Here is a 25,056-nt window from a genome sequence, read left to right on the forward strand (position 1 = left end):
CCCCTTAATCCGCCAAACGGGCTTCCCCCTGATAGGCGGTATAGACATGCGGGTCGGCCAGCACCTCTTCCAGGGCGTCACCGACTATTTCTCCCCATTCCTGCTGGCCCGCTTCGGTCCGGATCAGATCCTGGCGGATCTCCAGCAACACATTGGGCAATCCGCCCGGAAGTGCATGGGTTTCAATAGTATAGCCGTAAGGGTCCATGCCGGAATAGGGTTTGTTATCGCCAATGCACAAATCCGGACGCTGTTTGGCCAGAACCTTCATTAATGCCTCGCCCATGCGCCGGTCCCGGTTCATCAGGACACCGATATGCCAGGGGCGTTTGGCGCCGCGCATCTGGTCCGTGCAGCTATGCACCGAAATAATCGCCGGCAAGCGGCCATGTTCATGCCGGGAGGCAATGGCATCGGCCACACGTTCATGATAGGGCCAGTAGATCTCGTCCTGGCGCGCTTTGCGCTGTTCGGCGGAAATATTCCGGTTGCCCGGAACAATGTCACCATCGGATATTTCCCGGATACTGGTAAAATCATCAACTGGTCGGTTGATATCGATTACCAGCCGGGAATAACCGCCGATCACAGCCGGTGCATCCAGACGGCGTGACAGATAATCTGCAACACCTTGTGCGCCAATATCATAAGCAATATGCCGTTCCATGATACCTGGTTGCACGCCAAGGCCGAACAGGGCCTCCGGCACCGCCTGACCCGCATGGTCACAGACGATCACAACCGGCGCGCGCCCGTCTGGATTGCTCACGGTTACCGGGGCCGGATCATTGGCGGTCAAAAGGCGGGATTGGGTCATTACTTCAGTCATCACTTAGCCGGATAATGTCTCTGGTCACGGACTATACAGATTTCTGTCCCGTAATAAAGGCTTGAGCCCAAACCACCGCCGGCATCCCCCGGCAAGGGAACGATCTGGCAAAATTGTTCCGGGTGTAACTTTACAACTGATAGCCAACAACGTTCAGAAAAACATCACGCAGGAATAATCATATGATCACAAACCGGGAATGAAATACCTGCCGACCACGGGTCTTACCTTAATCAATCCCCGGAGCAGGATATGACAATGAAATTCTCACGACGCGGCTTTTTGACCTCCGCTTCCGCAACCGGCTTTGCCATGGCCACCGGCTTTGCCATGCCGAGCCTTTCCCGGGCCGCCTCCCGGCCACAGATCACTCACGGCTTGCAGTCCGGTGATGTCACCACCGATTCCGGTATGATCTGGGCGCGCACCGACCGCCCGGCCCGGATGATGGTTGAATATGACGTCACCGACAGTTTCCGTAACCCGGTCCGGATGGCACCGATCAACGCCCTTCCCGAGAGCGATCTGGCCGCCAAGCGCCTGATCGAAAACCTGCCGTCCGACCAGGATATCTTCTATCGGGTTCAGTTCGCCGACCTCAATGACATCAATGCGCTTTCCGAGCCGATGGTCGGCCATTTCCGGACCGCACCGGCATCGCGGCGAAACATCCGCTTTGCCTGGTCCGGTGACACCGCCGGTCAGGGCTGGGGCATCGACAAGGACCGGGGCGGCATGAAAACCTATACCACCATGGCCAAGCATCAGCCTGACTTTTTCATCCATTCCGGCGACACCGTCTATGCCGATGGCCCGCTGAAGGATGAAGTTGCCCTGAAGGACGGCACGGTTTGGAAAAACCTGATGACCCAGGAAAAATCCAAAGTGGCGGAAACCCTGGCGGAATATCGCGGCCAGTGGAAATACAATCTGATGGATGACAATGTTCGTGACTTCAACGCCCAGGTACCCACCTTCTTCCAGTGGGACGACCATGAAGTTGTCAACAACTGGTCCGACGCCAAGAACCTGATGGCCGATGATCGTTACAGCGAAAAGAATGTCCATGTTTTGGCCGCCCGTGCCAGCCGGGCTTTCCATGAAATGACCCCGATCCGCCAAACGCCGTCCGAGCCGGGCCGTGTTTACCGCCAGATCAGCTATGGGCCGATGCTGGACGTCTTCTTCCTGGATTTGCGTTCCTATCGCGGCCCCAACGGCGCGTCCATGGAAGCGGAGATGAACCCGGCCTCCCGAATTTTGGGCGCTGAACAGCTGGCCTGGTTGAAGAAATCCCTGGCCGCCTCCAAAGCCACCTGGAAAGTGATCGCCTGTGACATGCCGATCGGCCTGATCGTTTGGGACAACTGGAAAGAAAAAGCCGGTGCGGAAGCGGTTTCCAACGGCGACCACGGCGCCGCCAAGGGCCGAGAGCTGGAATTTGCCGATCTGCTGCGCTTCATCAAGAATGCCGACATTGAAAACATCGTCTGGCTGACTGCTGATGTGCATTACACCGCAGCTCACTACTATAACCCGGACAAAGCCAGTTTCCAGGATTTCAAACCTTTCTGGGAATTTGTCTCCGGCCCGATCCATGCAGGCACCTTTGGGCCGAACGACCTGGACAAAACCTTTGGCCCCGAAGTCAAATTCGTCAAGGCACCGACCAAGGAACAGGGGGCAAACCTGCCGCCGTCCATGGGGCTTCAATTCTTTGGCCTTGTGGATATCGACGGCCAAACCGAACAGCTCACTGTGCGCCTGATGGATCGCGACGATTCGGAGTTGCACAAAATCACGCTCGATCCGGTCCGCCGTAGCTGACCGGCGGCAGGACACGCCCGGACCTCCGGGCGTGTCCACCACCGCTCGCGAACTGTTTACCCATAGCCCCCTTGTGGTGATCGCTCTCCTGACTGATCCTGTTCAGCCATCTTCGGGAAAACAACCAGGGAACGCCAAGCCATGAAACGGGGTGACAGCCACAAGATCACTTTCACCAACCGCCAGGGGCAGACATTGGCGGCCAGGCTGGATCTGCCGTTGGAAACGCCTAGGGCTTATGCGCTTTTTGCCCATTGCTTTACCTGTTCTAAAGATATTTTCGCCGCCAGCCGGATCGCCCAGGGCCTAACAAATAATGACATTGCTGTGCTGCGATTTGATTTCACAGGACTTGGTGCCAGCGAAGGAGAATTTGCCAATTCAAATTTCAGTTCCAATGTGGAAGACCTAGAGGATGCCGCCCGGTTTCTCGCAGAGGAATATGAGTCCCCCGCACTCTTGATCGGCCATAGCCTGGGCGGGGCAGCAGTCCTGGTGGCAGCCCCCAGATTGGAAAGCGTGCAGGCGGTTGCCACCATCAATGCGCCGGCCGATCCAGATCATGTGAAAGAGAATTTCCATTATGCCCTGCCGGAAATTCAGGAATCCGGTGCCGCGCAGGTAACCCTGGCTGGCCGCCCCTTCACAATCAAACGGCAGTTTCTGGAAGATATAGCCCAACAACGGCTGGCCGATGAAATTGCCACCATGAAAAAAGCACTGCTGGTGTTCCATGCTCCACTGGATCAGCAGGTCGGCATTGAAAATGCAGCTAAGATTTTTAAGGCCGCCAAACATCCCAAAAGCTTCATCTCCCTGGACCAGGCGGATCATCTGCTCAGCGACCGGCAGGATGCGATCTATGTGGCCGATCTTCTCGGATCCTGGGCACGGCGCTACCTTCCCGCCCCTGACTCTGCCATCCATCCAGAAGATCTGTCAGAAGGCGAAGTTTTGGTTCAGGAAAACGGTGTCGGCCGGTTCTCCCAAACCATATCGGTCGGCGGACGCCATAAACTTCTTGCGGATGAGCCGCCGCGGATCGGCGGCACTGATACAGGCCCCACCCCCTATGATCTGCTGTTAAGCGGTCTTGGTGCCTGCACGACGATGACCATGCGCATGTATGCACAACGCAAGGGGCTTTCCCTTGATCGTGCCAAGGTCACATTACGCCATGAGAAGATTCATGCCGATGACTGCGAAAGCTGCGAGTCGCAGGGCGGCAAAATAGACAGGATCGAGCGCAGAATAGAGCTTATCGGCGATCTCAGTAACAAAGAGCGGGCAAAACTGCTGGAGATTGCCGACAAATGCCCGGTTCACAGAACCCTGCATTCCGAAGTCCAGATCAACAGCCGCCTTGCAGATGACGAATAGGGCGCGCTGGAATTAGCTCAGCTATTTTCAGGCAGATCCCGCAATTTACGCCGCATCACTTTACCCGTCGTCGTCATCGGCAATTCCCGGACATAGGCAATAGCGCGCGGATATTCATGGGCCGCCAGTTTGGTTTTCACATAAGTCTGGATCTCACGGGTCAGTGTTTCATCTTCTGAAAAACCGTCCCGCAGAACGATATAGGCTTTCACCGACTGCGTCCTGATCGGATCTGGAACGCCAATCACCGCCGCCAACTGAACGGCCGGATGGTTGATCAGGCAATCCTCAATCTCGCCCGGTCCAACGCGATAGCCCGCCGTCGTGATTACGTCATCGTCGCGCCCGATATACCAGAGATAGCCATCTTCATCTTTCTTGCCAGTATCCCCGGTCAGCAGCCAGTCACCAATGAATTTTTCCGCCGTCGCCTGCTCATTTTGCCAATAGCGCAAAAACATGACCGGATCCGGACGGCGCACTGCAATCAGACCTTGTTCACCGGCGGGCAAAACATTGCCATCTGCATCAATGACCTCAACCTGGTGTCCCGGGATCGGTTTGCCCATGGAACCCGGCCGGATATCCATTGCCTGCTCACAACAGCCCACCACCAGATTACATTCCGTCTGGCCGTAAAACTCATTGATATTGATGCCGAATGTCTCCCGTCCCCAATCAAGCAGGCCAGCCCCCAGGCTTTCCCCGCCGGATCCGATGGAACGCAAATCATGGGAGAAACGCTCCCTTGGCTTTTCCACCTGACGCATCAGTTTCAAAGCGGTCGGGGGCATAAAAACATTACGGACCTTGAAATCCGCCATCAGGCGGAAGGCCTCTTCCGGGTCAAATTTTGCGGCGCGATAAGCCAGAACCGGCTTACCATGATGCAAACTGGGCAACAGGACATCGATCAAGCCCCCGATCCAGGCCCAGTCTGCCGGTGTCCAGAAAAGGTCCTGATCCTGGGGAAAGAAATTATGCGGAAATTCAACGCCCGGCAGATGGCCCAGCAGAACCCGGTGCGCATGCAGAGCGCCTTTGGGATTCCCCGTTGTGCCGGACGTAAAGATGATCAGTGCCGGATCATCGGCTTTGGTCGGAACCGGTTCAAACCGGTCGGACGAGCGTTCCAGTAGAGCATGGAAATCCTGCGCGTCTTCCATACTGCCATCAATGCAGAAAACCGCTTCCAATGCCGGCAACCTGTCCCGGATTGTGGCGATCTTCTCCACCCCGGACTTGTCCGTCACCAAGAAACGGGCACCGCTGGCAGATAACCTGTATTCCAGCGCCTCTTCCCCAAACAGCACAAAGAGTGGCACCGCGATCATGCCCGATTTATACGCCGCGATATGCGCGATCGCCGTTTCCGGCGCCTGGGGCAGTAATATGGCTAATCTGTCCTCACGCATGGCCCCATGGGCCGACAGCAGATTGGCGAAACGGTTGGATAGCGCTTTCAGGTCGCCAAAGCTATAATCGCGGACCTGACCGTCCTGGTCCCGGAAAATGATGGCTTTTGCGGCCGGGTTTTGACGGTCACAAATATCGACCCCGATATTGTAATATTCAGGTATCTGCCATTGGAAGCTGTCATAGACTTCCCCGTACTGTCCAGCGGCTTTCAGCATCACGCACCCTTCTTTCATTGCGCGTGCCTTATATCACGATGCAGAATCCCGCTCCCAGAAAAATCAACGTAAACCCCGTGACAATTACTGGGTATCCGAAATGAAAAAACCGGCTGAGGGGGCAGCCGGTTTTTCAACTTCATATCACAGCAATAGTAACTGCTGCCCGCCTTACATCGTGAAGGAGATCGCGTTTTTCTGGCGGTCTTCCCCCTCACCGGAAACGCGTACCTTTCCTTCATCACCTTGATACAGTTTCAGGCGGCCTTCTGCGGCCTGTCCGGCGCTGCATTCAATATTCCAGCTTCCTTTGGCCAGATCGCCACGCTTCATCTGATCAAGGGCTTTATCAAGAATGAAGTCCCCTTTGCATGTACCGGTTTTCGGATCTTCAAATGAAATCACGCCATCATAACTGGTATACATACGGCTGTTGATATCAAGCTTCTGCTTATCAAAAACGCCGTTCCAGATAATCTCTACACGATCCGCCTTAAACCCGGTCATGGTGCTGGTTTGCCCCGCGGAACCGGAAGCCTTTTTCGGCTTCTCGCTGTTTGCAACCTTGATCACTTCCCCTTCATTGAGGACTTGAACGCTTTTGATCACCTTTTCCGCCTTAGCGCTATCGATCTGGCTCTGATCACAAAACAGGCCATTCAATTCCCTGTTCCCCCCTCTGCTGGACAGATGGCCACCCCATTTAACAACGAAAAACATGCAATGCCCGCCATTGTCTTCAAAGGTGACATAATCTGCACGGCCCTCTGTGTAGACAACAAAAGCAGGTTCGCTGTGGTTCGGCGGGGTATCGAAAAACACTGTCATCTGTTCATCGATCGAACGTTTCGGATAATAATACTCCACATCGGTCAGCTTCCAAAAAAGCAGGACGAGTGACGGGAAGGCACCACTTTTGGGCCCATAATTGGCCTGGAGATATTTCTGGCGATAATCAACCGAACGCCCGGCGAGGAATTTTCTATACCCTCCCTCAATGCCCGGATAATCAAATACCAGAGGACTTTCCGCCTCTGTCAGCGCACGGTTGCGAACCCCCAGATCAGAATCTGACACACAGGCAGACAAGGCCGCCAGGGTGCCAAACAGCATCGTCAGCTGTAAAACTCGTTTTTTCATAAATACCTCTTAACTTGCAGCCAAAATTAACAACAATTCCTGCTCGGCGCGTTTAAGCGCCTCTTCACGCTTCATACCAGGTTCGAGATTAGGGCTATAGAGCGCCTTGAGCAGCATCTCGTCCCACTTGGTCATTTCATTTTCCGAGACAAAAGACGACATCGTTGATCGGATCCGCTGGGTATGTCCCCAAAACCCAAATACATGGAGTATTTCATGCTCCAAACAGGCAGTCATCACCCTTGGGCGCATACCGGGCAGATAGATGGACGCTTTTTTCAGCTTGCCACCATCTTCAGACTGGTTTCCCGGTTTAAAAATCTCGTCAATATTCGCATAACAACTGGCCCGTTCCGCACCATTGATCCGATAATCGCGATCAGTGGCATTCAACGTAAACGTAATGTTTGTTTCCGTCAGTTTTTCAGCCCGAGAGACTTTTCTGCCGGCCACCGCACCAACCCTGGCCATCGCCCTGTCGATCTGTTCCAGCATGCCCGGTTCTGGTGAACCTTCCACCTGGACAAAATACCGAACCTCGCCTTCCCAACGGACAAGATAGGGGTTCCATTGCCGAACCTCAGCCCCCTGCCGGTCAGGTGCGACAAAAAACACCAGATCGTCAAAGGCCTGGACCAGGCGCTGATTCACTTCTTCAGGACTGTTGCAGGAGACGAGAAGAAGACAGGAAACAATCAAAGAAATAACTCGCATGGCGCAAGTTATGGCGATGATACCGAACCTGTCAATCTTCTGGGTTTTTCTGAACTCAAGACCAAGCCGAACATTCGGCCGGTGGTCTTAATTCACCTTATGTCGCGGCAGATAAACACCGCCGCACGATCCATCAAAATATTCCACAATAGCGGGATGATTGATCTCGTCCCCGGGCGCAACCTGTTTCAGATTTTGTTCAGAAACATAGGCGATATAGGGGGAATCACTGTCGGAAGAAACTGCAAACAGATGATAAAACGGCTGTTTCTTGTCTGGACGCACATCGGAAGGAATAGATTGATACCATTCTTCCGTATTCGCGAATTCCGGATCCACGTCAAAAATGACGCCTTTGAACCCATAGCGTTTATGCTCCACAGGCGTTCCGATTGAAAATTTGGCCATTCGATAGTCGTACATGGTGACCTCACCATCTTTGTCTTTGTTGTTATGCCTGTAATTGTAATCGGGAAACCTTACTCGACATTTAAAAAAAGATTACTCGAACCTTAAGAAGACAGCCCGAAACGTCAAATACTGGCACAGACAAGCCAAACGGCCCCGGCCCCCAAGCTCACCAAAAAGCCGGATCATTTGAGCAACCGCCTAAAATCACGTTTTTGATTGAACCCGCGTCAGATGGCACCACGGGTATCATGAGGTCCATCTTCCAGAATGACACTCAGGAAGGCCAGAAAAGGTCGTCTGGCTTCACCCGGCATGTCCGAGATTTTTTTTGCCAATCTCAATAACACCGGTGAAATATCACTGTGCACTTCATGGTGCTCTCCTTCCAGACCATTGAAAAAGAAGGTCACCGGTGTTTCAAGGACGACACTGATATCCCAAAGCCTGCTGCATCCGATCCGATTGCTGCCTTTTTCATATTTCTGGACTTGCTGGAAACTGATCCCGAGCCTCTCCGCCAGTCTTTCCTGGCTGAACCCTTTCAGCATCCGGGCCTCGCGAACCTTCGCGCCCACGTAAATATCCGTTGGATGTGCCATATCCCCCCCTACTTAACCAATCAACAAGCAACCACCGCAAGCAGCAAAAATTATCACCGCCAATGAGCCAGAGAAATCGTCAAAACGATTTATTTATTTAAAAAAACTTAATAAGTTTTGGGCAACAGGAACGGACCAACAGGATCAGAGCCATCAGCCCCCCGATCAAAATACCAAGCATTCAGGCCATCTACGCCTTTATGGCGGCTGCGGACAACATCACCCTGCAGGACGCGGCACAAAGCCTGGGCAAATCTGTCGCCGCCCTTTCCATCCAAATTAAAGCGTTGGAAGACATCGCCGGCCAGCCTCTGTTTGAAAGGGCCGTGCGCGGAAAGCGATCCAAGCTGACCGATGCCGGAAAGCTTTATTACAGCCGCCTGCAATCCTCGCTCAACAATCTCTCTCCCGCGGATTTGAACCGGTCCTTGCCCACAGAGGTGATCGAGCTGGATTTCAACAGGGAAATCGACAACCAGTCACCCAAACTCAAAAAATTCTGGCAAGATCTTTCCAGCATCGATTTCGATCTGCGCAACGATCCGGACAAGGCCTATGCCCTGAAAAACGTCTCACTCTCCTTCCGGGAGGAAAATGGCCAATGGATCTACCACCATATTGGCCGCCGGAATGACTATGCGGAATATAAGGGATGGGATTATTGCCGAAATGCCATTGGCAAAGTTGCCATGCTCCGGCAACCAACAGGCCTGTTTCACCCATACGACTGGACCGTGACGAAAAATTATAACAAGGTCTTTGTCACTGGAGAGCCGAGCCTGTCACGGGTTCAAGGCTGGCTCGACGATGCCAACAACACCTATCGGCATGTCACCTATCACCGGATCGTGGTGCGGGTCGCCTCAAAAGACGGGCCGCTTATCATGGTCAAAGGCCTGATACAGAATTTCGATCTGCCTGAACCTTCCCTGAGGCCGAAGCTGATCTCTCTGGATGTTGAGCAGGTGGAAAGTTACAGTCCCTTCCTGGCCCGGTTCTACAAGGCGTGGCAGAAAAACCCCCTGTGGAATTCATCAGAGATCCGCGCCCTGCATCCGGAGCTTATGATGTGCAGGCCGCTTCGCCCCCATTATGAGACATTGGTCGCCGCCCATATTGGCGAGCGCCATAATGCTACCTTATATTTTGGCAATGCCTGGCGGGAAACGGCGATTGGTGTCTCGATCAGTGACCGGGATATCTGGGGGGAGTTCGACGAGAAAATCAATGACGGATATTATTCGACATTGAATACAGGCATCCCGAGCTTTGAGCTGTTACGGGCAGCTTACCCGCATAAGAGTGGCCGCATCATGCACGCTGTCTATTTCCGATTGATGCTGCGTCTGTTCCTGTCCGACGGGTCACCGGTACTGGTCAATATGCTGGAACAGCATGGAATGGAGGAAACATCCGCGGCCGCAACCGTCTTAGCGCAAAAGCTTCTTTCCAGGCTCTCCCCCTGAAAAACCGGGCATGATCGCCCTCTACCAGGTGTTTCATTGATTGCATCCGGGCGCACATTCGGTTACATCGGGCGCTAGATTATCCAGATTTCGCGAGGAGAAGGTCCGACATGGCATCCTATCAGTATGTCTATTCCATGCAGAATGTTTCCAAGACCTATCCGGGCGGACGGGAAGTTCTCAAGAATATCCACCTGTCCTTCCTGCCCGGCGCCAAGATCGGCGTGCTTGGTTACAACGGTGCCGGTAAATCCACGCTGCTTAAGATCATGGCAGGCGAGGACAAGGAATTCAACGGTGAGGCGCGTGCCGCTGACGGCGTTAAAATCGGCTATCTGAAACAGGAACCGGAGCTCGATGACAGCAAGACGGTCGCCGAAAACGTCATGGACGCGCTGGGCGAGATCAAGGCCGTTGTCGACCGGTTCAACGAAGTCAGCATGAAGCTGGGTGAAGTGACCGACGATGACGAGATGATGGCTCTGATCGGCGAACAGTCCGAATTGCAGGAAAAAATAGACGCCGCCGACGCCTGGGACCTGGAGCGCCATGTGGAAATTGCCATGGACGCGCTGCGCTGCCCGCCTGCCGACTGGCCGGTCAAAGACCTCTCTGGTGGTGAGCGCCGCCGCGTGGCGTTGTGCCATCTGCTGCTCTCCAAACCCGACATGTTGCTGCTCGACGAGCCGACCAACCATCTGGATGCTGAATCGGTTTCCTGGCTGCAGCGCTTCCTGGGGGACTATCCGGGCACCGTCGTCATGGTCACCCATGATCGCTACTTCCTCGACAATGTGACGGGTTGGATTTTGGAATTGGACCGCGGCCAAGGGATCCCTTACGAAGGCAACTATTCCTCCTGGCTGGAACAGAAGGAAAAACGCCTGGTTCAGGAAGGCAAGGAAGATGCCGCCCGCGCCAAGGTTTTGGCCCGCGAACGCGAATGGGCCAGCGCCAGCCCGAAGGCCCGCCAGGCCAAGTCCAAGGCCCGTATTCAGGCTTACGAAAAACTGTTGGAAGACTCCAACCGCGAAGAAACCGGCAATGCCAAGATTACCATCCCCGCCGGCCCGCGTCTGGGCGGTGTCGTGATCGAGGCGGAGAACATCAAAAAAGCCTATAATGATAAGCTGCTTTACGATGATCTCAGCTTCCGCCTGCCTCCGGGCGGCATCGTTGGTGTCATTGGCCCGAACGGTGCCGGTAAAACCACCATGTTCCGCATGATCACCGGCAATGAACAGCCGGATGAAGGCACGCTGCGCCTGGGTGAAACCGTCAAGCTTGGCTATGTGGACCAGTCCCGCGACACGCTCAACGACAATGCCACTGTCTGGGAAGAGATTTCCGACGGTCTGGATATTATCGAGCTGGGCAAGCGTAAGGTTCAGTCACGTGCCTATGTGGGCAGCTTCAACTTCAAAGGCGGCGACCAGCAGAAAAAGGTCGGCCAATTGTCCGGTGGTGAGCGCAACCGTGTTCATCTCGCCAAGATGCTGAAAAGCGGTGCCAATGTGCTGCTGCTCGATGAGCCGACCAACGATCTGGATGTGGATACCCTGCGCTCACTCGAAGAAGCCTTGCTGGAATTTGCCGGCTGCGCCGTGGTCATCAGCCATGATCGCTGGTTCCTCGACCGCATCGCCACCCATATCCTGGCCTTTGAAGGCGATAGTCAGGTCGTCTGGTATGAAGGCAACTATGAAGATTATGAGGCCGACCGCAAACGCCGCCTGGGCGCGGAAGCGGACCAGCCGCACCGGATCAAATACAAGCCGATCAGCCGCTAACTGGTCTGTTGGGACTAAAAGGGAAAAGGCCGCGAAACTCGCGGCCCTTTCTTTTTGCAAGTGGTGCAGGAGAATTCAGCCCAAGATCCCCGGATCAAGTCCGGGGATGACGTCTTTCTATGGGATCGTATCTCTGATCGCCATTACCGGACTTGATCCGGTAATCCAGCACCAATAGCCTCACGCCTCACGGTTCAACAGATAGACCCGGGCCACTTCGTTTGTGGACACGTCAGCCAATTCCGCCACACGCCGCAAAGGCAGGCCATCCTTCAAAAGCACGGTGATCAGCCGGAAGGTATCCGTCGGCGAGACTTTGGCATTGGAGTGAAAATTGCGGGCCCGGGGCTTGGCATTGCTGTTGGCGGCATTCTTTTCCCGCTCATCCAACCCCCGTTGCCGGGCCTGTCTTTTGGCCTGCTCGAAAGCGTATTTCTCCTGGGCTTCCTTGTTGCGCATCATGCGCATGGTACCTGTTTCCCAGGCCTCATAAGCACTCTGACGCCGTGCGGTGCGCTCCCGCTCGGCATAGCGGTCGCCATAAATCTCCGGATGGGTTTCCTCGATCGCCTCTTCCAATGTCATATCCCATTGCGCAGCCATACGAGTCGCGGCCATGCTGGCCGCGTCACGCTCACCGTCAATGGTGGCAGACTTCATGACCAGAATGATCTTGCGAAACCGGTCACGGTCCTTGGGCGAAATCTTTTGTTCCATAGCTAGAGAATATCAGGATCAAAGAGGCAATCACAGACTTGACAGGTCAGATAACACACCCTTTGCAAGCATGAAAGTCACCGGCCCAGCAAAACATCCTTCGCTTCATTGATTTTCGCCGCCAGATACCCCGAACCGCCGCGGTCAGGATGCATCTGTTTCATCAATTCCCGATGGGCCTTGCGGATCTCTTCTTCGCCGGCCCCCTCCGATAGACCGAGGATCTTGAACGCTTCTTGGCGCGACATTGCGCCCGCCGCCTGGCCAGCGTGCCGGTCGGAACTGTCGAATCCATCGCGCCAATCCGGGCCGTGGGTCTTATCCAGATAGCTCTCCAAAAGCTGGACCGACCGGGCATCCCCGTCAATCTCGCGCCTCAGCGCCATGCAATCCGCCAGATCCATCTGGTTCAGGTAGCGCCCTTCAAACGCACCTTTCAACACATAACCGTCCATCTCCCCCTGCACCTGATCAAGGCGCATGTGCAGATAGTCGCTTTTTACCTCGGCAAACTGTCCCGCGCTGGGCCCTTTCATTCCCTTAAAGATATTGCGCAACCGCCCGATCCAGGGCAGCAGGCCGAACATCAGCAGCCAGACCAGATGAAACCCGCCGCGCACAACCAGAGTCAGCACCAACAACACCAGCAATGTCACGAAGACCCATTTTGCGATCCGAGCCAGTTTTTCAGGATCCGCATTGGCAATTGCCCACAGGCCGGCCAACAGGAAAAACAGTACAGCGACCCCCATCAAGAACCAAGACATAGGCTCAGCGCTCCCGGATCTGCTGGGTCAGTTGCTTCAAATCTGATCGATCCCGGGCAAAATCGAGCATGGCTTGCCGGCCTCCGGACGCATAGACCGCCACAGCGGACAAAAGATCCCGCAACTGTTTGGCGCTGTCGGCATCAAAGGGACACCATGCCCCGCCGGTCAGTTTGGCAATCTGTTTGAAAGCCCGCTCGGCAACCGGATCCCGCCCTTCCTGGAACAGGAATACGGGGATGCCGACCAGTCCCAATTGCCCCGCATCATGACAGACCGCGTCGATATCCTCTTCAAAGGCATCACCGACAAAAACCAGTGCATCCACCTTGCCCTTGTCATTGGCATTCAGCCCATGGCGCAAGACCCGCCCGATCTGGGTATGCCCCCCCAGACAGGTGACCCCGGACATGATCCGGGCCAGGCCTTTGCCATCCTGCTGCCAGCGGCTTGCCTTGCATTCGTTGAAACCTCGGTAATAAACCAGTTGAATACTCAGCCCCCCAATGTTGGCCGTTTCACGGAACATGTCCGCCTGCAAATGACAAGCATGATCCCACATGGGCTGGCGGCTCGCGGTCGCGTCCATGGCAAAGATCAGCCGCCCCGGCCGGTCGCTGGCGGACCGCTGGGCCGGTACGGCCTTCTCAACCTTCGCCAGGAAGGCATTCACATCCGCCTGACTGGACTGAGGCGCTTGCTTTTCTTTATCTGTCGGTAACTTGGCCATAACCTGAATATAAGAAGAAACGGGGCTGCCTCCTAGAGGCAACCCAGACTTTCTGAAGATCATGCGCTAATATTGATCAAAATGGCTGCTTGATGCTGCCCGGTCATCCGATCACGGGCAAACCGATGGATTGCAAAAGGCCGCGCACCTCCTGCCTGGCCGCCACATGGGACATGCTCATGCGGATTCCCGTATCTGCCGCCCGAAGATCCAACAGGGTCAATCCATCCAGGAACAGCTCCCTGAAAATCACACGCTCGGAAAATCCGGGCGCGACCCGGAAGCCTATCCGTTTGGCAAGCGTGGTGATCGCCTGGTCCATGGCTTGCTGGTTTTTGGATTCCAGATGCCCCATGCGATTTCGCATCACAACCCAGTCAAAGGTTTTATGCAGGCCTTCCCGCTTGGCCCGGGCCATTTTCTGTTCAAACACCATCTGCGCATATTGGCTGGGCCGGATAACATTGTGATTATCCGGGTCGATCTTGGCCAGAACATCCAGATCGACAAAACTGTCATTCAGCGGGGTGACCAGGATGTCCGCATAGGAATGGCCGATCCGGCTCAGGAAATTATCCGACCCTGGCGTATCAATCACCAGAAAGTCGTTTTCCGCGCGTAGCCGCTGGACCGCCTCTTCCACCCGGTCCTCATCTTCCTGGCGCGCTTCATCGCGGCTGACTTTGTCACTGGGCAGGATTGCATGATATTCCGGCATCGGCAGATTCAGCCCCTTGCGCGCCATGAGGTCGCGCCGGTTTTCCAGATAATGGCTCAAGGTCGCCTGACGGGCATCCAGATCCAGGGCCGCCACCTTGTATCCCGCATGCAGCAAGGCCGTCATCAAATGCATGACCGTGGTCGACTTGCCTGAGCCGCCTTTTTCATTGCCGACCACAATCACCTTTGAGTGCCCCTCAAGGGACATTGCTTCCGGATTGGGGGCTTGGCCATTCTTTGGTGCGACGGTATTACTCATTCACGGTTCCTAAAAAAAACTTCCCGACCCTATGGCGGCCTTAATCACGCCTCTCCGGGTCATATTACTTTCGACATGCTTTCAATATCCGGTTCGGGAGAGAATTCAACCATGGAAATCAAACGGTCCCCGATAGGCCTGACACTGGCAATTCTGGCAGCAGGACTGGGATTGTCCGCCTGCGCCGAGCTGGATTGGAACCCGCTGGATCCCGCCTTCGTGCCGGAAAAAATCAAGGCCAGAATGCCTTCCCCTGTTGAGTTGTCCCTCGATCTTGAGACTTTACAGGAGATTCGGCCCATCAACCAAGAGCGCTTGTTGCGAGATCCCTTCCGTCTGCGCCGCGAAGCCAATTGGAACCGCAGCACCAGCCTGGAGGCGTCGGGCGCATTGATCCTGATTCAGCCGCTGGATGATGCCTCCGGCACAATGCCCGATGACCCGAAGGAAACCCTGGCGCTCTGGCCAGACCTGGCCTGGCGTGAAACCACCTTCCTGGATTACTTTAAAACGAACAATGAGATCGGCACCGCCACCTGGCGGCGTTTTTCCTCCGGCGGCCAGCTTTGCGTGGTTTTCAGCCAGGCAGTCCCCGCTCTAAAAACCCCGCAGGGATCTACCAGCCTGGCCGGTTATTACTGTTCCGCGGCCGGAGAACCCCTGACGCCGGGACAGGCTGAAACGGTGGTACAATCAGCCAAGGTGCAATAGCCCCCGGTTTCTGACATAATTCCCTCATGGAGTAGCCACAATTCCTTGCACAATGTCAGTTTGTGCCCATTTAGGAGGGATGGCGAAAATGAGCGACAAAAAACGATCCGGCCGGTCAGCAAAGCGTCTCACATGGTTGGCTGTGGGACTTGGTCTCCTCTCGGTTGCCGGTTTCGCAACGGCCAATGCCATTGGGGCCGACTGGCGCAATGCCCGGCGTGATTCTGCCGGGATTGCCCCGGATCCAAAAGTCAAAACGGAAGCTGTGGTCCAGATCTATGCGGCGCGGGCATTCAGCTGGCGCGGCACTTTTGCGGTCCATCCCTGGATCTCTGTCAAACGGGCCGGAGCGGACAGCTATTCCATCTACCAGATCTTAGGATGGCGTGCCCGGCGCGGCCTGCCCGCACTTACGGTTCAAGAGGGCGTGCCCGACCGCCATTGGTTTGGATCCAGGCCTGACCTGCTGGTGGATATCCAGGGTGGCAAAGCTGAATTAATCATCGACAAGATCGAAGCCGCCGCCAAACGCTATCCCTTCGCCAATGAATACACGCTTTTTCCCGGCCCCAACTCCAACACCTTTGTCGCCTGGATCGGTCGCCAAGTGCCGGAACTGCGCCTGGACCTCCCGCCCACCGCCATCGGCAAGGACTATCTCGGGCCCGACCGCTTTTTCGACGATGCCATCAGCGGCACGGGTTACCAGCTCTCCCTGGCCGGATTGCTGGGCCTAACCATCGCGAAGGAAGAAGGCTTGGAGATCAATCTCGCCGGTTTGGGCTTTGGCATTGATCCGGGTGATCTGAACCTGCGCCTACCTTTCATCGGCACCCTCGGGCCGAAGACGGATACCCGTCGGTAGGCGCCTCAGTTTCGACCTTGACTAACTTCCTTCGCCAGGCGAGAGATTGCAAAGTCTGCAAAAAAGGGGGAAATTCATGGTTTCAGATCATGTTCGGGTCAGCAAATTCTTAAGCTTTATCCTGCGCCACAAACCAGGTGAAATCGGTCTTGAACTGGATGCCGAGGGATGGGCCGTTGTCGACGAACTGATCGAAAAAGCGACAATTCCGCTTAGCCGCGCCTTGATCGAGGAAGTCGTGGCCACCAATGAGAAAAAACGGTTTGCCTTGTCAGAAGATGGCCAACTGATCCGAGCGAACCAGAGCCATTCTATTCAGGTGAATCTCGGTCTATTGCCGACAGAGCCCCCAGAAACACTTTTTCACGGCACCGCAGAAAGGTTTTTGGAAACGATACTCAAAGAAGGTTTAAAACCCATGTCGCGTCAGTATGTGCATCTTTCTGCCGATGCCGAAACGGCCCGAATGGTCGGCAGCAGACATGGTAAACCAATAATCCTGGCACTCCCTGCACTAGAGATGCACCAAACCGGTCATCAGTTCTTTTTGGCGAAAAATGGCGTTTGGCTCTCCGGCCTCATCGGGCCGTCCCACCTGAACCGCCTATAAAAAAGGAGGCTATGGCCTCCTTTTAAATTCAAACAGAAAACTCGGAACGAAGCGGCTTATTTGCCTTTTTCCATGTCTTCCAGCTTTTTCTGCATCATCTGCATCTGTTTTTGCAATTCATCAAGCGCATTGCCGGCGGGCGCTTCCTCAGCACCATCACGCTGTTCCGGCGCGGCGGGCTTGGCACCAAAGCCAGCGCCATTAAAGGGGGAAAACATCTGCATGGCCTGCTCAAACATGGCCATATTCTGTTTGCCCATTTCCTCCAGATTGCCAAATGGGAAAACATTACCAAAGGTCTGGTTCATGTAATCCTGGATCTGATCCTTGTTTTGGGTGAAGGACTGCATGGACATATCCAGATATTGCGGCAACAGCATCTGTTGAACATTATCACCGTAAAAGCTGATCAACTGCCGCAGGAAGCTGATCGGCAAGAGATTTTGGTCCCCCTTGCTTTCTTCCTCGACAATAATCTGGGTCAGGACCGAACGGGTAATATCCTCGCCCGTCTTGGCGTCAAAAACCTCAAACTCAACACCGTCCTTAACCATCTGGCAGAGGTGATCCAATGTCACATAACTGCTGGTCGCGGTATTATAGAGCCGCCGGTTTGCGTATTTCTTGATCGTAATCGGGCCGACCTTGCCCGTGGAATTATCCGACATATCTGCCGTCCGCCTTCAGTTGCATCCCCTGGTCACGCCATAGCCCACCTGCACATGTCATCTGGAGCCTGCGTAACCCTATTCTTTTGAGTTCACTCATTTTTATTGTGCAACGCATAACAGATAACAGGCCTTACGCCAAGGCTTTGCTGCATCGCATCACTCTTTCTGGCCAAACCCTTCCGGGCTCTGGCAGTTTTGGGACCGCCCCCCTATAGTAACAGACATGAGCGAAACCAACGACTATCAAAAATTGGCCATCCGCCTGCTGGACCTTTGGCAGGAACAGATGACATTGGTGGCCCAAGACCCGGAATATCAGGTAATTTTCAAAAACTGGCAGGACCGGTTTAATAGCTTTGCGACCGCTGACGGTCCGTCTTTCCCCTTTCCCGGACAGGGTCTGACATATGAAAGAAACTCCACAGCCTTCCAACAGCCCGCCGGGGCCGGGAAAGAGAATGGGGCCCCGCCCCCTACCGCAGCATCTAACAGCCGCGATGACACTCTTCGCGAGCTCGCCCGCACTCTTGAGATGCTTAACCAGCGGCTCGACCGACTGGAACAGCGGGATGATCCATCCAAGCCTTCGGGAAGCGGTTGACGGTCTCCAACAAGACCTGCAGGCAATCCGGACCGGGCGGGAACAAGACGCGGACAAAACCCTGCTCGAAGCCCTGGAATTAGTGAGCCAAAAACGGTTCAACCTATTCCTGGATGGTATCCAACGCTATCGTTCGCACCCTTATCAAAGAACCGCGCAAAACCGGCCCATTGCCGCGCAGTCCGGCAATACATGCCTGCTTGATTTCTCAGATGGCCGACAGGGTGCAGAACCGGTTTTGGTGATTCCCTCGCTGGTCAACCGTGCCTATATCCTGGATCTTACGCCGGAAAACAGTTTTATGCTCTGGCTTCGGGATCAAGGTTTGACCCCCTACATGGTTGATTGGGGCAGTCCAGGACAGGACGAACACGGTTTTTCATTAAGTGACTATACCGGACGACTAGCCGATTTCATCGATGAAATCGGTGATCGCCATGGGCGTCCAGTCTCGGTGATTGGCTATTGCATGGGGGGCCTTCTGGCACTGGGCGCAGCCATTCATAGACAGGAAAAAACCGCCACGCTCACCCTGCTGGCCACCCCATGGGACTTTCACAGCGATGGCGGTCGGCAGTCCGCGCTTCTGGGCATGATGATGCCAATGATCCATCAGACAATAGAAACGGTCGGATTCCTGCCGACCGATGCTCTTCAGATGTTTTTCACCGGGTTGGATCCCCTTCTAGCGCTTCGGAAATTCACGAAATTCGCCAGTACCGCCCCGGATGGAGAGTTTGCAAAATCCTTTGTAGCCCTGGAAGACTGGCTCAATGATGGCGTGCCGTTGGTTGGCCCTGCGGCTCTTGATTGTTTGGAAGGATGGTATCAACAAAACCGAACCCATCAGAAAAACTGGCACCTGTTCGGAGAGCCCGTGGATCCTCAGCAGTTAGAGATACCCTCACTGGCGCTGATCCCGCAGGGGGACAGGATTGTCCCGCCAGCCTCCGCCGAAGCCCTGGCCCAGCAATTGCCAATTTGCCGTAGCCGGTCGATCAATGCCGGTCATATCGGTATGATGGCCGGCCGACGCGCGGCATCCAGCACCTGGCCGCTGATTGGCGAGTTTATCCGAAAATCCGGATGACCGCTCATTAAACCGTCATAATCGGTCCATAAGGTGCAGGTGAGGATGTATAGTTGTATTGCATCGCCACAGGCATTATATTGCAATGCAGCAACACAAGCAGATGCGGCCTGGGTCGAGGCACGCAGATCACGCAAATATGAGGGAGACATTCCATGACCGATGTGGTGATTACCGGTGCAGCCCGCACCCCGATCGGCGCTTTTAATGGCGCTCTGAGTTCCGTACCCGCTTCTTATCTCGGCGCGATCGCGATCAAGGAAGCCCTCAACCGTTCCAAAGTGGACGGCACCGACGTGGATGAAGCCATCCTCGGCCAGATCCTGATTGCCGCCCAGGGCCAGAACCCCGCGCGCCAAGCCGCAGTGGAAGCCGGCATCCCTGTTGAAAAAACCGCTTTCCAAATCAACCAACTTTGCGGGTCCGGTCTGCGTGCGGTCGCACTCGGCCTTCAGGCCATCAAAAACGGTGACAGCAAAATTGTAGTGGCCGGTGGCCAGGAAAGCATGAGCCAGGCTCCCCACGCGGCCCATCTGCGTGACGGTCAAAAAATGGGCGATGTACAATTCATTGATACCATGATCCGCGATGGCTTGTGGTGTGCTTTCAATGGCTATCATATGGGTAACACCGCAGAAAACATCGCCGAGAAATGGCAGCTCAGCCGCGAAACGCAAGACGAATATGCCGCCCACTCCCAGCAGAAGGCCGAAGCGGCCCAGAATGCTGGCCGTTTCGATGACGAGATCGTGCAGGTCACCATCAAAACCCGCAAAGGCGAGATTGTGGTCGATCGCGATGAATACCCGAAAGCCGGTGTCACAGCAGACGGCTTGGCAAAGTTGCGCCCGGCCTTTGACCGGGAAGGCACCGTGACGGCTGGCAATGCATCAGGCATTAATGATGGTGCCGCCGCCCTGGTCCTGATGTCCGCAGACGAAGCAAAATCCCGCGGTATCGCCCCGATGGCGCGCATCGTTTCCTGGGCCACCGCCGGTGTTGACCCCGCCATCATGGGAACCGGCCCGATCCCGGCCACCCAGGTCGCGTTAGAAAAGGCTGGCTGGAAAGCCGAGGATCTCGACCTGATTGAGGCAAATGAAGCTTTTGCCGCTCAGGCCCTGTCTGTTGTGCATGAGCTGGGTTTGAACCCGGATATCGTCAATGTAAACGGCGGCGCCATCGCACTTGGCCACCCAATTGGGGCTTCCGGTGCCCGCGTGCTGGTGACCCTGCTGCATGAAATGGAAAAACGCGACGCGAAAAAGGGTCTGGCCACCCTTTGCATCGGTGGCGGCATGGGCATTTCCATGTGTGTTGCCCGCGATTGATCAGAAACCACGACATATTGAAAAAGGGCTGCCTATCAGGCAGCCCTTTCTTTTTTTACGCACCAACGCATATCCACTCCTCAGAGCATCACCCAGTCGCCTGTTGCTGTGCGGCACGCGGTCCGCTCACCTTCTCGGGGTGTGCCATCAACATCCAATGTCACGACAAAATCCCTGCAAATCCGCCCTTTGGCATCCAGGAAGGTTCGCACAGGCGTGAAACTGCCGGAATTGCCGGAATCCTGATTGGCCCAGGTCAGGGTCTGGCCACTGCTGGATTCATTCAGTCCCTGAAACGCTGTATCATTCATGGCGGATTTATCCCAACGGGTCAGTCGGTCCGTTGCCCAATAACCGGCAACACCGCCGGCACCGGCACCAACCAGCATCCCGATGATCGGTGCTGTATCGCCGCCGCCCATGCTATAGCCCAACAAGCCGCCGGCCAGCATTCCAAGACCCGTCCCGGATGCGAGACGGTCTTCCCGGCTCAGATTTGAATCCGTCACACAGCCCGATAGCGGGGCCACGACCAGCATCGCTGCAACCATCATTCGACTATTGGACATTGCCTTCATAAACCTCTCCGACTAACAATCAACGACAGACGCCTTGATCAGTATCTCCTAACCGCAAACGGCATAATCTTCCCACATCATGCGATTACCATCTCAAGAAGCAAGATATGTTCCAAAATTCCGGAACCCGCCGATAATCAAACAACGATTCTTCGGACGCGCGTTCGGCTTGATGGCAACCGTCATGGCGCTATCTGGCTGTATCTCCCAAGATATCATGAATGCGCCCTGGGAACATCCCAAGCGATCAGTGGAACAAACCGCCCAGGACCGGTACCGTTGTATCCGCCTGGCCGACAAACGGGCCAGCCAACAATTGAGCCATGAAATCAATTCTTCGAATGCCGTGACGGATCCTGGTTCCACAGCCAATGAAAGTCTGGACACTCAGTTTCGTTATCTGGATGCCCGTGCGCGGAAAGCTGAAGAGTTTGAAAACTGCATGACCGCTTTGGGATACCGGCTAAAACAATCCGAAGATTGATTGCCGATCGGGAAGAGACAGGCTCAAACTTCGGTACCGCTGGCGGCCGGTCCAGCAGCACTGGTTGTTCCTGATTTTGCATGATATAAGCAGCCCGCCGGCTGGCTCACATACCAAAAAGAAACACAACGATAATCAGGGGACGGGATGAAGCTCTCCAGGGTCTTCAAAAAAATGATAAAATCCGATGGAGCGCATCGTTTGGCCTGCTGGCTGATTGCGCAATATATCCGTCTGGTTTTTGTCACCAGTCGCTGGTCTTATGTCGGCTTTGACAAAAGAGATCGCCATATCGAAGACGGTCAAACCTACCTGGTCCTGATGTGGCACAATCGCATTGCCCTGACCGCCTATTCCTGGGATTGCAAAAAACGTCCCATGGCCGTGTTGGCATCGGGTCATCGTGACGGTCAGTTGGTTTCCCGCACACTTTCCTATTTTTCTGTGGATTCCGTCATCGGTTCTTCTGCAAAGGGGGCGGTTGGCGCAACGAAAACGGTTGTCCGGAAAATTAAGCAAGGCACGGCCATATCCATCTCTCCGGATGGACCGCGCGGCCCCCGTCAAAGAATGAAAGACGGCCCAATCATCATCGCGCGGCTCGCCAATGCCCGAATCACCTTCACAACCTATTCCGTCAAACGGCGAATCATCTTGAAGAGCTGGGACCGGTTCAACGTTCCTCTCCCTTTTAACAAAGGTGTCTTCATCTGGAGCGATCAGACCGACATCCCCGGCTTCTCAACCGATCTGGACAAAGAGGAACTGCGGCAAAAACTCGAAGATCATCTACGCGAATTGACCGATGAAGCCGATCGCATGATGGGACATGCGCCCATACCGCCAGGCGCTCCCTTGCCCGCTGACGGAGCAAAAGCATGATCCTTGGCGCCTATAGAAGCCTGACCTGGCTCTCGGGCCCCTTGCTGGAACGCCTGATCAAAAAACGCCTCGCGCGTGGCAAGGAAGACCCTGCCCGCGTCAACGAGCGCAAGGGCATCGCGTCAGCCGCACGGCCAAAAGGACCTGTCATCTGGATTCATGCGGCAAGCGTCGGGGAAGCGGTATCTTCCCTGCCGCTGATTGATCGGTTGCTGGCGGACCATCCACAGGCCACCATATTGCAGACCACCGGCACCGTCACATCTGCCCAGATGATGGAAAAACGACTTGCCCATCGGGCCATTCATCAGTTTATTCCCTTGGATCATCCCGCCTGGGTCCGGCGCTTTCTGGACCATTGGCAGCCCGATCTCGCTTTGTGGATGGAATCGGAGTTATGGCCAAACCTGCTAGCCCAAACACGCCGGCGGAACATTCCCATGATCCTGGTCAATGCGCGCCTTTCCGATCGATCTTTCCGTCGGTGGCAGAAATTTCCGGGAATAGCCGACAGCCTGCTGTCCGGCTTTCAAGAGATCATGGTTCAGTCCGAGCGTGATCGGGAGAAGTTTGCAACATTGGGCTTCCCCCGTGCACAACACCCGGGCAACCTGAAATTCGCCGGTCTCCCCCGTTCAGTGCCTGGCGCGGAGAATTCAGAGCTTGGACTGTCCATCGCCGGTCGTCCCTGCTGGTTGGCTGCCAGCACCCATCAGGGCGAAGAAAACATTGTCGCCTCGGCTCAACAGCGTTTACGGAAAAAATATCCAGACCTTCTGTTAATCCTGGCGCCCAGACATCCCGAAAGGGGAGAAACGGTCAAACGCGCGTTGATCGAACAGGGATTTATCACAGCCCAGCGCAGCCAGGGTGAAACCCCAACGCATGAAACCAGCATCTATTTAGCCGACACATTGGGTGAAATGGATCTGTTCTACAGCCTGTCCCGTATCACAGCAGTTTGCGGCTCCCTTATTCCAGGCATCGGCGGCCATAATCCGCTGGAACCCGCACGCTGGGGCAATGCTATCCTGTTTGGGAGCCATATGGCCAACTGTCGGGATCTGGCCGATGCCATGCTGGCGACAAAATCGGCAGTTGAAGTGAAGGATGCAAACCAGCTTGCCGACGCGCTAGACGGATATCTGACAGCCCCTGAAAAACTGTCCATTGCAGGCTCTCTTGCTGCTGCATTTGTTGAAAAAGAGGCGGAAGTCGTGGACCGCATGATTAAGATCATCACTCCCTATCTTCCAGTGGGAGCCAGCGATTAATCATGCGGCAACCGAGATATTGGACATGGGATCAAAAACATAGTTTGCCGGCAAGATTGCTGGCTCCTCTGGGCTGTGTCTATTGGGGAATTTCCCAACTGCGCAATCGCCTGACCACGCCCTACCACTCACAGGTCCCCGTCATCTGTGTCGGCAATGCGGTCGCAGGTGGTGCCGGGAAAACCCCCGTAGCACAAAGCATTGCCCGAATGCTTCAAAGCCGCGGTAAAAAAACTCATTTCCTGAGCCGTGGATATGGCGGCAGCCTCCCGGGGCCGGTCCTGGTTGATCCCAACCGGCACAACGCCGGGCAGATTGGCGATGAGCCTCTGTTGCTGGCAAAAGAGGCTCCGGTGACCGTTTCAAGAGACAGGGTCAAAGGCATAAAGGAGATCGAGAAAGCTGGATGCGATCTTGTGATAATGGATGACGGTTATCAAAATCCCAGCCTCAAAAAAAACTTGTCCCTGCTTGTCATCGACGCCGGATTTGGATTTGGCAATGAACGGCTCATCCCTGCCGGGCCACTGCGGGAACCGATCACAAATGCGATAAAAAAAGCCGATGCGATACTGCTTTTAGGAGATGGGGAAGCTGTGGATGCAACCAGCTTCAAACCGGACAAACCGGTCTTTCGGGGCCAGATCATTTCTGACCTGACCGGCATGGATAAACAGGCCCGTTATCTGGCCTTTGCCGGTATCGGCAGACCAGAGAAATTTCGGGATAGCCTGCAGTCTCTTGAAATCAATCTGTCTTCATTTCATGCCTTTGCGGACCATCACAGCTATCATGAGAGCGATCTCGAAAAATTGGTTGATATTGCAGGTTCCCAGCAGGCAGAATTGCTGACGACTGAAAAGGATTACGTTCGTCTGCCGGAATCTTACAAAGATAAAGTAAAATTTGTCCCGATTTCAATTCGATGGGATAACGAATTGAAATTATTGGGTTTGTTGGAGTCCATAGTTTAAAC

General features: G+C 54.8%; 26 protein-coding genes. 14 read left to right on the forward strand and 12 right to left on the reverse strand.

What is annotated here, in order from left to right; all coding sequences use genetic code 11:
* Positions 1–4: 4 nt before the first annotated feature.
* Entirely contained in the window at positions 5–829 is an 825-nt protein-coding gene (locus tag DFP90_RS04160) for an N-formylglutamate amidohydrolase (protein ID WP_115935125.1), read from the reverse strand.
* 258 nt (positions 830–1,087) lie between these two features.
* On the opposite strand from DFP90_RS04160, the gene DFP90_RS04165 reads away from it, so the two are divergent.
* Both DFP90_RS04165 and DFP90_RS04170 read left to right on the forward strand, forming a co-directional pair.
* Positions 1,088–2,656, forward strand: coding sequence for an alkaline phosphatase D family protein (locus DFP90_RS04165; RefSeq protein ID WP_245956953.1), 1,569 nt, complete (start codon positions 1,088–1,090; stop codon positions 2,654–2,656).
* Between the two features lie 141 nt (positions 2,657–2,797).
* On the forward strand, positions 2,798–4,036 hold the full coding sequence (locus DFP90_RS04170) for a bifunctional alpha/beta hydrolase/OsmC family protein (RefSeq protein ID WP_115935127.1): 1,239 nt from the start codon (positions 2,798–2,800) through the stop codon (positions 4,034–4,036).
* Positions 4,037–4,053: 17 nt separating this feature from the next.
* Here DFP90_RS04170 and DFP90_RS04175 read toward each other — a convergent pair whose 3' ends face one another.
* From DFP90_RS04175 to DFP90_RS04195, 5 genes are all read right to left on the reverse strand, one after another.
* Positions 4,054–5,670: an acyl-CoA synthetase gene (locus tag DFP90_RS04175; RefSeq protein WP_115935520.1), complete on the reverse strand. Its 1,617-nt coding sequence runs from the start codon at positions 5,668–5,670 to the stop codon at positions 4,054–4,056.
* Between the two features lie 171 nt (positions 5,671–5,841).
* Complete coding sequence (locus tag DFP90_RS04180; RefSeq protein WP_115935128.1) at positions 5,842–6,810, reverse strand: hypothetical protein; 969 nt, start codon at positions 6,808–6,810, stop codon at positions 5,842–5,844.
* 9 nt (positions 6,811–6,819) lie between these two features.
* Positions 6,820–7,524: a DUF2927 domain-containing protein gene (locus DFP90_RS04185; protein WP_115935129.1), complete on the reverse strand. Its 705-nt coding sequence runs from the start codon at positions 7,522–7,524 to the stop codon at positions 6,820–6,822.
* Between the two features lie 87 nt (positions 7,525–7,611).
* Complete coding sequence (gene hspQ / locus DFP90_RS04190) at positions 7,612–7,947, reverse strand: heat shock protein HspQ (protein WP_115935130.1); 336 nt, start codon at positions 7,945–7,947, stop codon at positions 7,612–7,614.
* A gap of 215 nt (positions 7,948–8,162) precedes the next feature.
* On the reverse strand, positions 8,163–8,534 hold the full coding sequence (locus DFP90_RS04195) for a helix-turn-helix domain-containing protein (protein WP_115935131.1): 372 nt from the start codon (positions 8,532–8,534) through the stop codon (positions 8,163–8,165).
* Between the two features lie 188 nt (positions 8,535–8,722).
* Here DFP90_RS04195 and DFP90_RS04200 point away from each other — a divergent pair, with 188 nt between their 5' ends.
* On the forward strand, positions 8,723–10,000 hold the full coding sequence (locus tag DFP90_RS04200; protein WP_281269687.1) for a LysR family transcriptional regulator: 1,278 nt from the start codon (positions 8,723–8,725) through the stop codon (positions 9,998–10,000).
* Between the two features lie 110 nt (positions 10,001–10,110).
* Positions 10,111–11,790, forward strand: coding sequence for an energy-dependent translational throttle protein EttA (gene ettA / locus DFP90_RS04205; protein WP_115935133.1), 1,680 nt, complete (start codon positions 10,111–10,113; stop codon positions 11,788–11,790).
* A gap of 180 nt (positions 11,791–11,970) precedes the next feature.
* Here ettA and DFP90_RS04210 read toward each other — a convergent pair whose 3' ends face one another.
* The 4 genes from DFP90_RS04210 to DFP90_RS04225 form a co-directional block, all read right to left on the reverse strand.
* The gene (locus DFP90_RS04210) at positions 11,971–12,507 is read right to left on the reverse strand and encodes a hypothetical protein (protein ID WP_115935134.1); all 537 of its coding nucleotides are present in this window, start codon (positions 12,505–12,507) and stop codon (positions 11,971–11,973) included.
* 77 nt (positions 12,508–12,584) lie between these two features.
* Positions 12,585–13,274, reverse strand: a complete 690-nt coding sequence (locus DFP90_RS04215; RefSeq protein ID WP_115935135.1) for a DnaJ domain-containing protein — start codon at positions 13,272–13,274, stop codon at positions 12,585–12,587.
* Positions 13,275–13,278: 4 nt separating this feature from the next.
* The gene (locus DFP90_RS04220) at positions 13,279–14,004 is read right to left on the reverse strand and encodes a vWA domain-containing protein (protein ID WP_115935136.1); all 726 of its coding nucleotides are present in this window, start codon (positions 14,002–14,004) and stop codon (positions 13,279–13,281) included.
* Between the two features lie 103 nt (positions 14,005–14,107).
* Positions 14,108–14,983 carry a division plane positioning ATPase MipZ gene (locus DFP90_RS04225; protein WP_281269673.1) on the reverse strand — a complete coding sequence of 292 codons (876 nt, stop codon included), beginning with the start codon at positions 14,981–14,983 and terminating at the stop codon, positions 14,108–14,110.
* A gap of 111 nt (positions 14,984–15,094) precedes the next feature.
* Here DFP90_RS04225 and DFP90_RS04230 point away from each other — a divergent pair, with 111 nt between their 5' ends.
* From DFP90_RS04230 to DFP90_RS04240, 3 genes are all read left to right on the forward strand, one after another.
* The gene (locus tag DFP90_RS04230; RefSeq protein ID WP_115935137.1) at positions 15,095–15,694 is read left to right on the forward strand and encodes a hypothetical protein; all 600 of its coding nucleotides are present in this window, start codon (positions 15,095–15,097) and stop codon (positions 15,692–15,694) included.
* A gap of 88 nt (positions 15,695–15,782) precedes the next feature.
* On the forward strand, positions 15,783–16,559 hold the full coding sequence (locus DFP90_RS04235; protein WP_115935138.1) for a DUF3750 domain-containing protein: 777 nt from the start codon (positions 15,783–15,785) through the stop codon (positions 16,557–16,559).
* 76 nt (positions 16,560–16,635) lie between these two features.
* Positions 16,636–17,169, forward strand: a complete 534-nt coding sequence (locus tag DFP90_RS04240) for an RNA 2'-phosphotransferase (protein WP_115935139.1) — start codon at positions 16,636–16,638, stop codon at positions 17,167–17,169.
* A 56-nt stretch (positions 17,170–17,225) separates the two neighbouring features.
* On the opposite strand, the gene phaR is transcribed toward DFP90_RS04240, so the two are convergent.
* Positions 17,226–17,837: a polyhydroxyalkanoate synthesis repressor PhaR gene (gene phaR / locus DFP90_RS04245; RefSeq protein WP_115935140.1), complete on the reverse strand. Its 612-nt coding sequence runs from the start codon at positions 17,835–17,837 to the stop codon at positions 17,226–17,228.
* 226 nt (positions 17,838–18,063) lie between these two features.
* Between phaR and DFP90_RS22775 the strand changes: the two genes are divergently transcribed.
* The 3 genes from DFP90_RS22775 to DFP90_RS04255 all read left to right on the forward strand — a co-directional run bounded on the left by DFP90_RS22775 (position 18,064) and on the right by DFP90_RS04255 (position 20,862).
* Entirely contained in the window at positions 18,064–18,441 is a 378-nt protein-coding gene (locus DFP90_RS22775; protein WP_181905178.1) for a hypothetical protein, read from the forward strand.
* A complete protein-coding gene (locus DFP90_RS04250; protein WP_181905179.1) occupies positions 18,410–19,531 on the forward strand; it encodes an alpha/beta fold hydrolase in 1,122 nt (373 codons plus the stop codon). The genes DFP90_RS22775 and DFP90_RS04250 overlap by 32 nt, the downstream gene beginning before the upstream one ends.
* Positions 19,532–19,686: 155 nt before the next feature.
* Positions 19,687–20,862 (forward strand): acetyl-CoA C-acetyltransferase, encoded by a 1,176-nt coding sequence (locus tag DFP90_RS04255; RefSeq protein ID WP_115935142.1) that lies wholly within the window; start codon positions 19,687–19,689, stop codon positions 20,860–20,862.
* Between the two features lie 80 nt (positions 20,863–20,942).
* On the opposite strand, the gene DFP90_RS04260 is transcribed toward DFP90_RS04255, so the two are convergent.
* Positions 20,943–21,431, reverse strand: coding sequence for an RT0821/Lpp0805 family surface protein (locus DFP90_RS04260; protein ID WP_181905180.1), 489 nt, complete (start codon positions 21,429–21,431; stop codon positions 20,943–20,945).
* Between the two features lie 193 nt (positions 21,432–21,624).
* Here DFP90_RS04260 and DFP90_RS04265 point away from each other — a divergent pair, with 193 nt between their 5' ends.
* From DFP90_RS04265 to lpxK, 4 genes are all read left to right on the forward strand, one after another.
* Positions 21,625–21,924 (forward strand): hypothetical protein, encoded by a 300-nt coding sequence (locus DFP90_RS04265; RefSeq protein WP_115935144.1) that lies wholly within the window; start codon positions 21,625–21,627, stop codon positions 21,922–21,924.
* Positions 21,925–22,098: 174 nt separating this feature from the next.
* Complete coding sequence (locus tag DFP90_RS04270) at positions 22,099–22,806, forward strand: lysophospholipid acyltransferase family protein (RefSeq protein ID WP_181905181.1); 708 nt, start codon at positions 22,099–22,101, stop codon at positions 22,804–22,806.
* A complete protein-coding gene (locus tag DFP90_RS04275) occupies positions 22,803–24,080 on the forward strand; it encodes a 3-deoxy-D-manno-octulosonic acid transferase (RefSeq protein ID WP_115935146.1) in 1,278 nt (425 codons plus the stop codon). The genes DFP90_RS04270 and DFP90_RS04275 overlap by 4 nt, the downstream gene beginning before the upstream one ends.
* A 2-nt stretch (positions 24,081–24,082) precedes the next feature.
* Entirely contained in the window at positions 24,083–25,054 is a 972-nt protein-coding gene (gene lpxK / locus DFP90_RS04280) for a tetraacyldisaccharide 4'-kinase (RefSeq protein WP_115935147.1), read from the forward strand.
* The last annotated feature ends 2 nt before the right edge of the window (positions 25,055–25,056 follow it).

The organism is Aestuariispira insulae, from assembly GCF_003385955.1.
GTDB lineage: Bacteria > Pseudomonadota > Alphaproteobacteria > UBA8366 > Aestuariispiraceae > Aestuariispira > Aestuariispira insulae.

What these genes read in the sequence shown, in the direction of transcription:
- DFP90_RS04160 (WP_115935125.1), bottom strand. Translation starts at nt 829, where the DNA reads ATGACTGAAGTAATGACCCAATCCCGCCTTTTGACCGCCAATGATCCG.
- DFP90_RS04165 (WP_245956953.1), top strand. Translation starts at nt 1,088, where the DNA reads ATGAAATTCTCACGACGCGGCTTTTTGACCTCCGCTTCCGCAACCGGC.
- DFP90_RS04170 (WP_115935127.1), top strand. Translation starts at nt 2,798, where the DNA reads ATGAAACGGGGTGACAGCCACAAGATCACTTTCACCAACCGCCAGGGG.
- DFP90_RS04175 (WP_115935520.1), bottom strand. Translation starts at nt 5,670, where the DNA reads ATGCTGAAAGCCGCTGGACAGTACGGGGAAGTCTATGACAGCTTCCAA.
- DFP90_RS04180 (WP_115935128.1), bottom strand. Translation starts at nt 6,810, where the DNA reads ATGAAAAAACGAGTTTTACAGCTGACGATGCTGTTTGGCACCCTGGCG.
- DFP90_RS04185 (WP_115935129.1), bottom strand. Translation starts at nt 7,524, where the DNA reads ATGCGAGTTATTTCTTTGATTGTTTCCTGTCTTCTTCTCGTCTCCTGC.
- hspQ (WP_115935130.1), bottom strand. Translation starts at nt 7,947, where the DNA reads ATGTACGACTATCGAATGGCCAAATTTTCAATCGGAACGCCTGTGGAG.
- DFP90_RS04195 (WP_115935131.1), bottom strand. Translation starts at nt 8,534, where the DNA reads ATGGCACATCCAACGGATATTTACGTGGGCGCGAAGGTTCGCGAGGCC.
- ettA (WP_115935133.1), top strand. Translation starts at nt 10,111, where the DNA reads ATGGCATCCTATCAGTATGTCTATTCCATGCAGAATGTTTCCAAGACC.
- DFP90_RS04210 (WP_115935134.1), bottom strand. Translation starts at nt 12,507, where the DNA reads ATGGAACAAAAGATTTCGCCCAAGGACCGTGACCGGTTTCGCAAGATC.
- DFP90_RS04215 (WP_115935135.1), bottom strand. Translation starts at nt 13,274, where the DNA reads ATGTCTTGGTTCTTGATGGGGGTCGCTGTACTGTTTTTCCTGTTGGCC.
- DFP90_RS04220 (WP_115935136.1), bottom strand. Translation starts at nt 14,004, where the DNA reads ATGGCCAAGTTACCGACAGATAAAGAAAAGCAAGCGCCTCAGTCCAGT.
- DFP90_RS04225 (WP_281269673.1), bottom strand. Translation starts at nt 14,983, where the DNA reads ATGAGTAATACCGTCGCACCAAAGAATGGCCAAGCCCCCAATCCGGAA.
- DFP90_RS04230 (WP_115935137.1), top strand. Translation starts at nt 15,095, where the DNA reads ATGGAAATCAAACGGTCCCCGATAGGCCTGACACTGGCAATTCTGGCA.
- DFP90_RS04235 (WP_115935138.1), top strand. Translation starts at nt 15,783, where the DNA reads ATGAGCGACAAAAAACGATCCGGCCGGTCAGCAAAGCGTCTCACATGG.
- DFP90_RS04240 (WP_115935139.1), top strand. Translation starts at nt 16,636, where the DNA reads ATGGTTTCAGATCATGTTCGGGTCAGCAAATTCTTAAGCTTTATCCTG.
- phaR (WP_115935140.1), bottom strand. Translation starts at nt 17,837, where the DNA reads ATGTCGGATAATTCCACGGGCAAGGTCGGCCCGATTACGATCAAGAAA.
- DFP90_RS22775 (WP_181905178.1), top strand. Translation starts at nt 18,064, where the DNA reads ATGAGCGAAACCAACGACTATCAAAAATTGGCCATCCGCCTGCTGGAC.
- DFP90_RS04250 (WP_181905179.1), top strand. Translation starts at nt 18,410, where the DNA reads ATGATCCATCCAAGCCTTCGGGAAGCGGTTGACGGTCTCCAACAAGAC.
- DFP90_RS04255 (WP_115935142.1), top strand. Translation starts at nt 19,687, where the DNA reads ATGACCGATGTGGTGATTACCGGTGCAGCCCGCACCCCGATCGGCGCT.
- DFP90_RS04260 (WP_181905180.1), bottom strand. Translation starts at nt 21,431, where the DNA reads ATGTCCAATAGTCGAATGATGGTTGCAGCGATGCTGGTCGTGGCCCCG.
- DFP90_RS04265 (WP_115935144.1), top strand. Translation starts at nt 21,625, where the DNA reads ATGGCGCTATCTGGCTGTATCTCCCAAGATATCATGAATGCGCCCTGG.
- DFP90_RS04270 (WP_181905181.1), top strand. Translation starts at nt 22,099, where the DNA reads ATGATAAAATCCGATGGAGCGCATCGTTTGGCCTGCTGGCTGATTGCG.
- DFP90_RS04275 (WP_115935146.1), top strand. Translation starts at nt 22,803, where the DNA reads ATGATCCTTGGCGCCTATAGAAGCCTGACCTGGCTCTCGGGCCCCTTG.
- lpxK (WP_115935147.1), top strand. Translation starts at nt 24,083, where the DNA reads ATGCGGCAACCGAGATATTGGACATGGGATCAAAAACATAGTTTGCCG.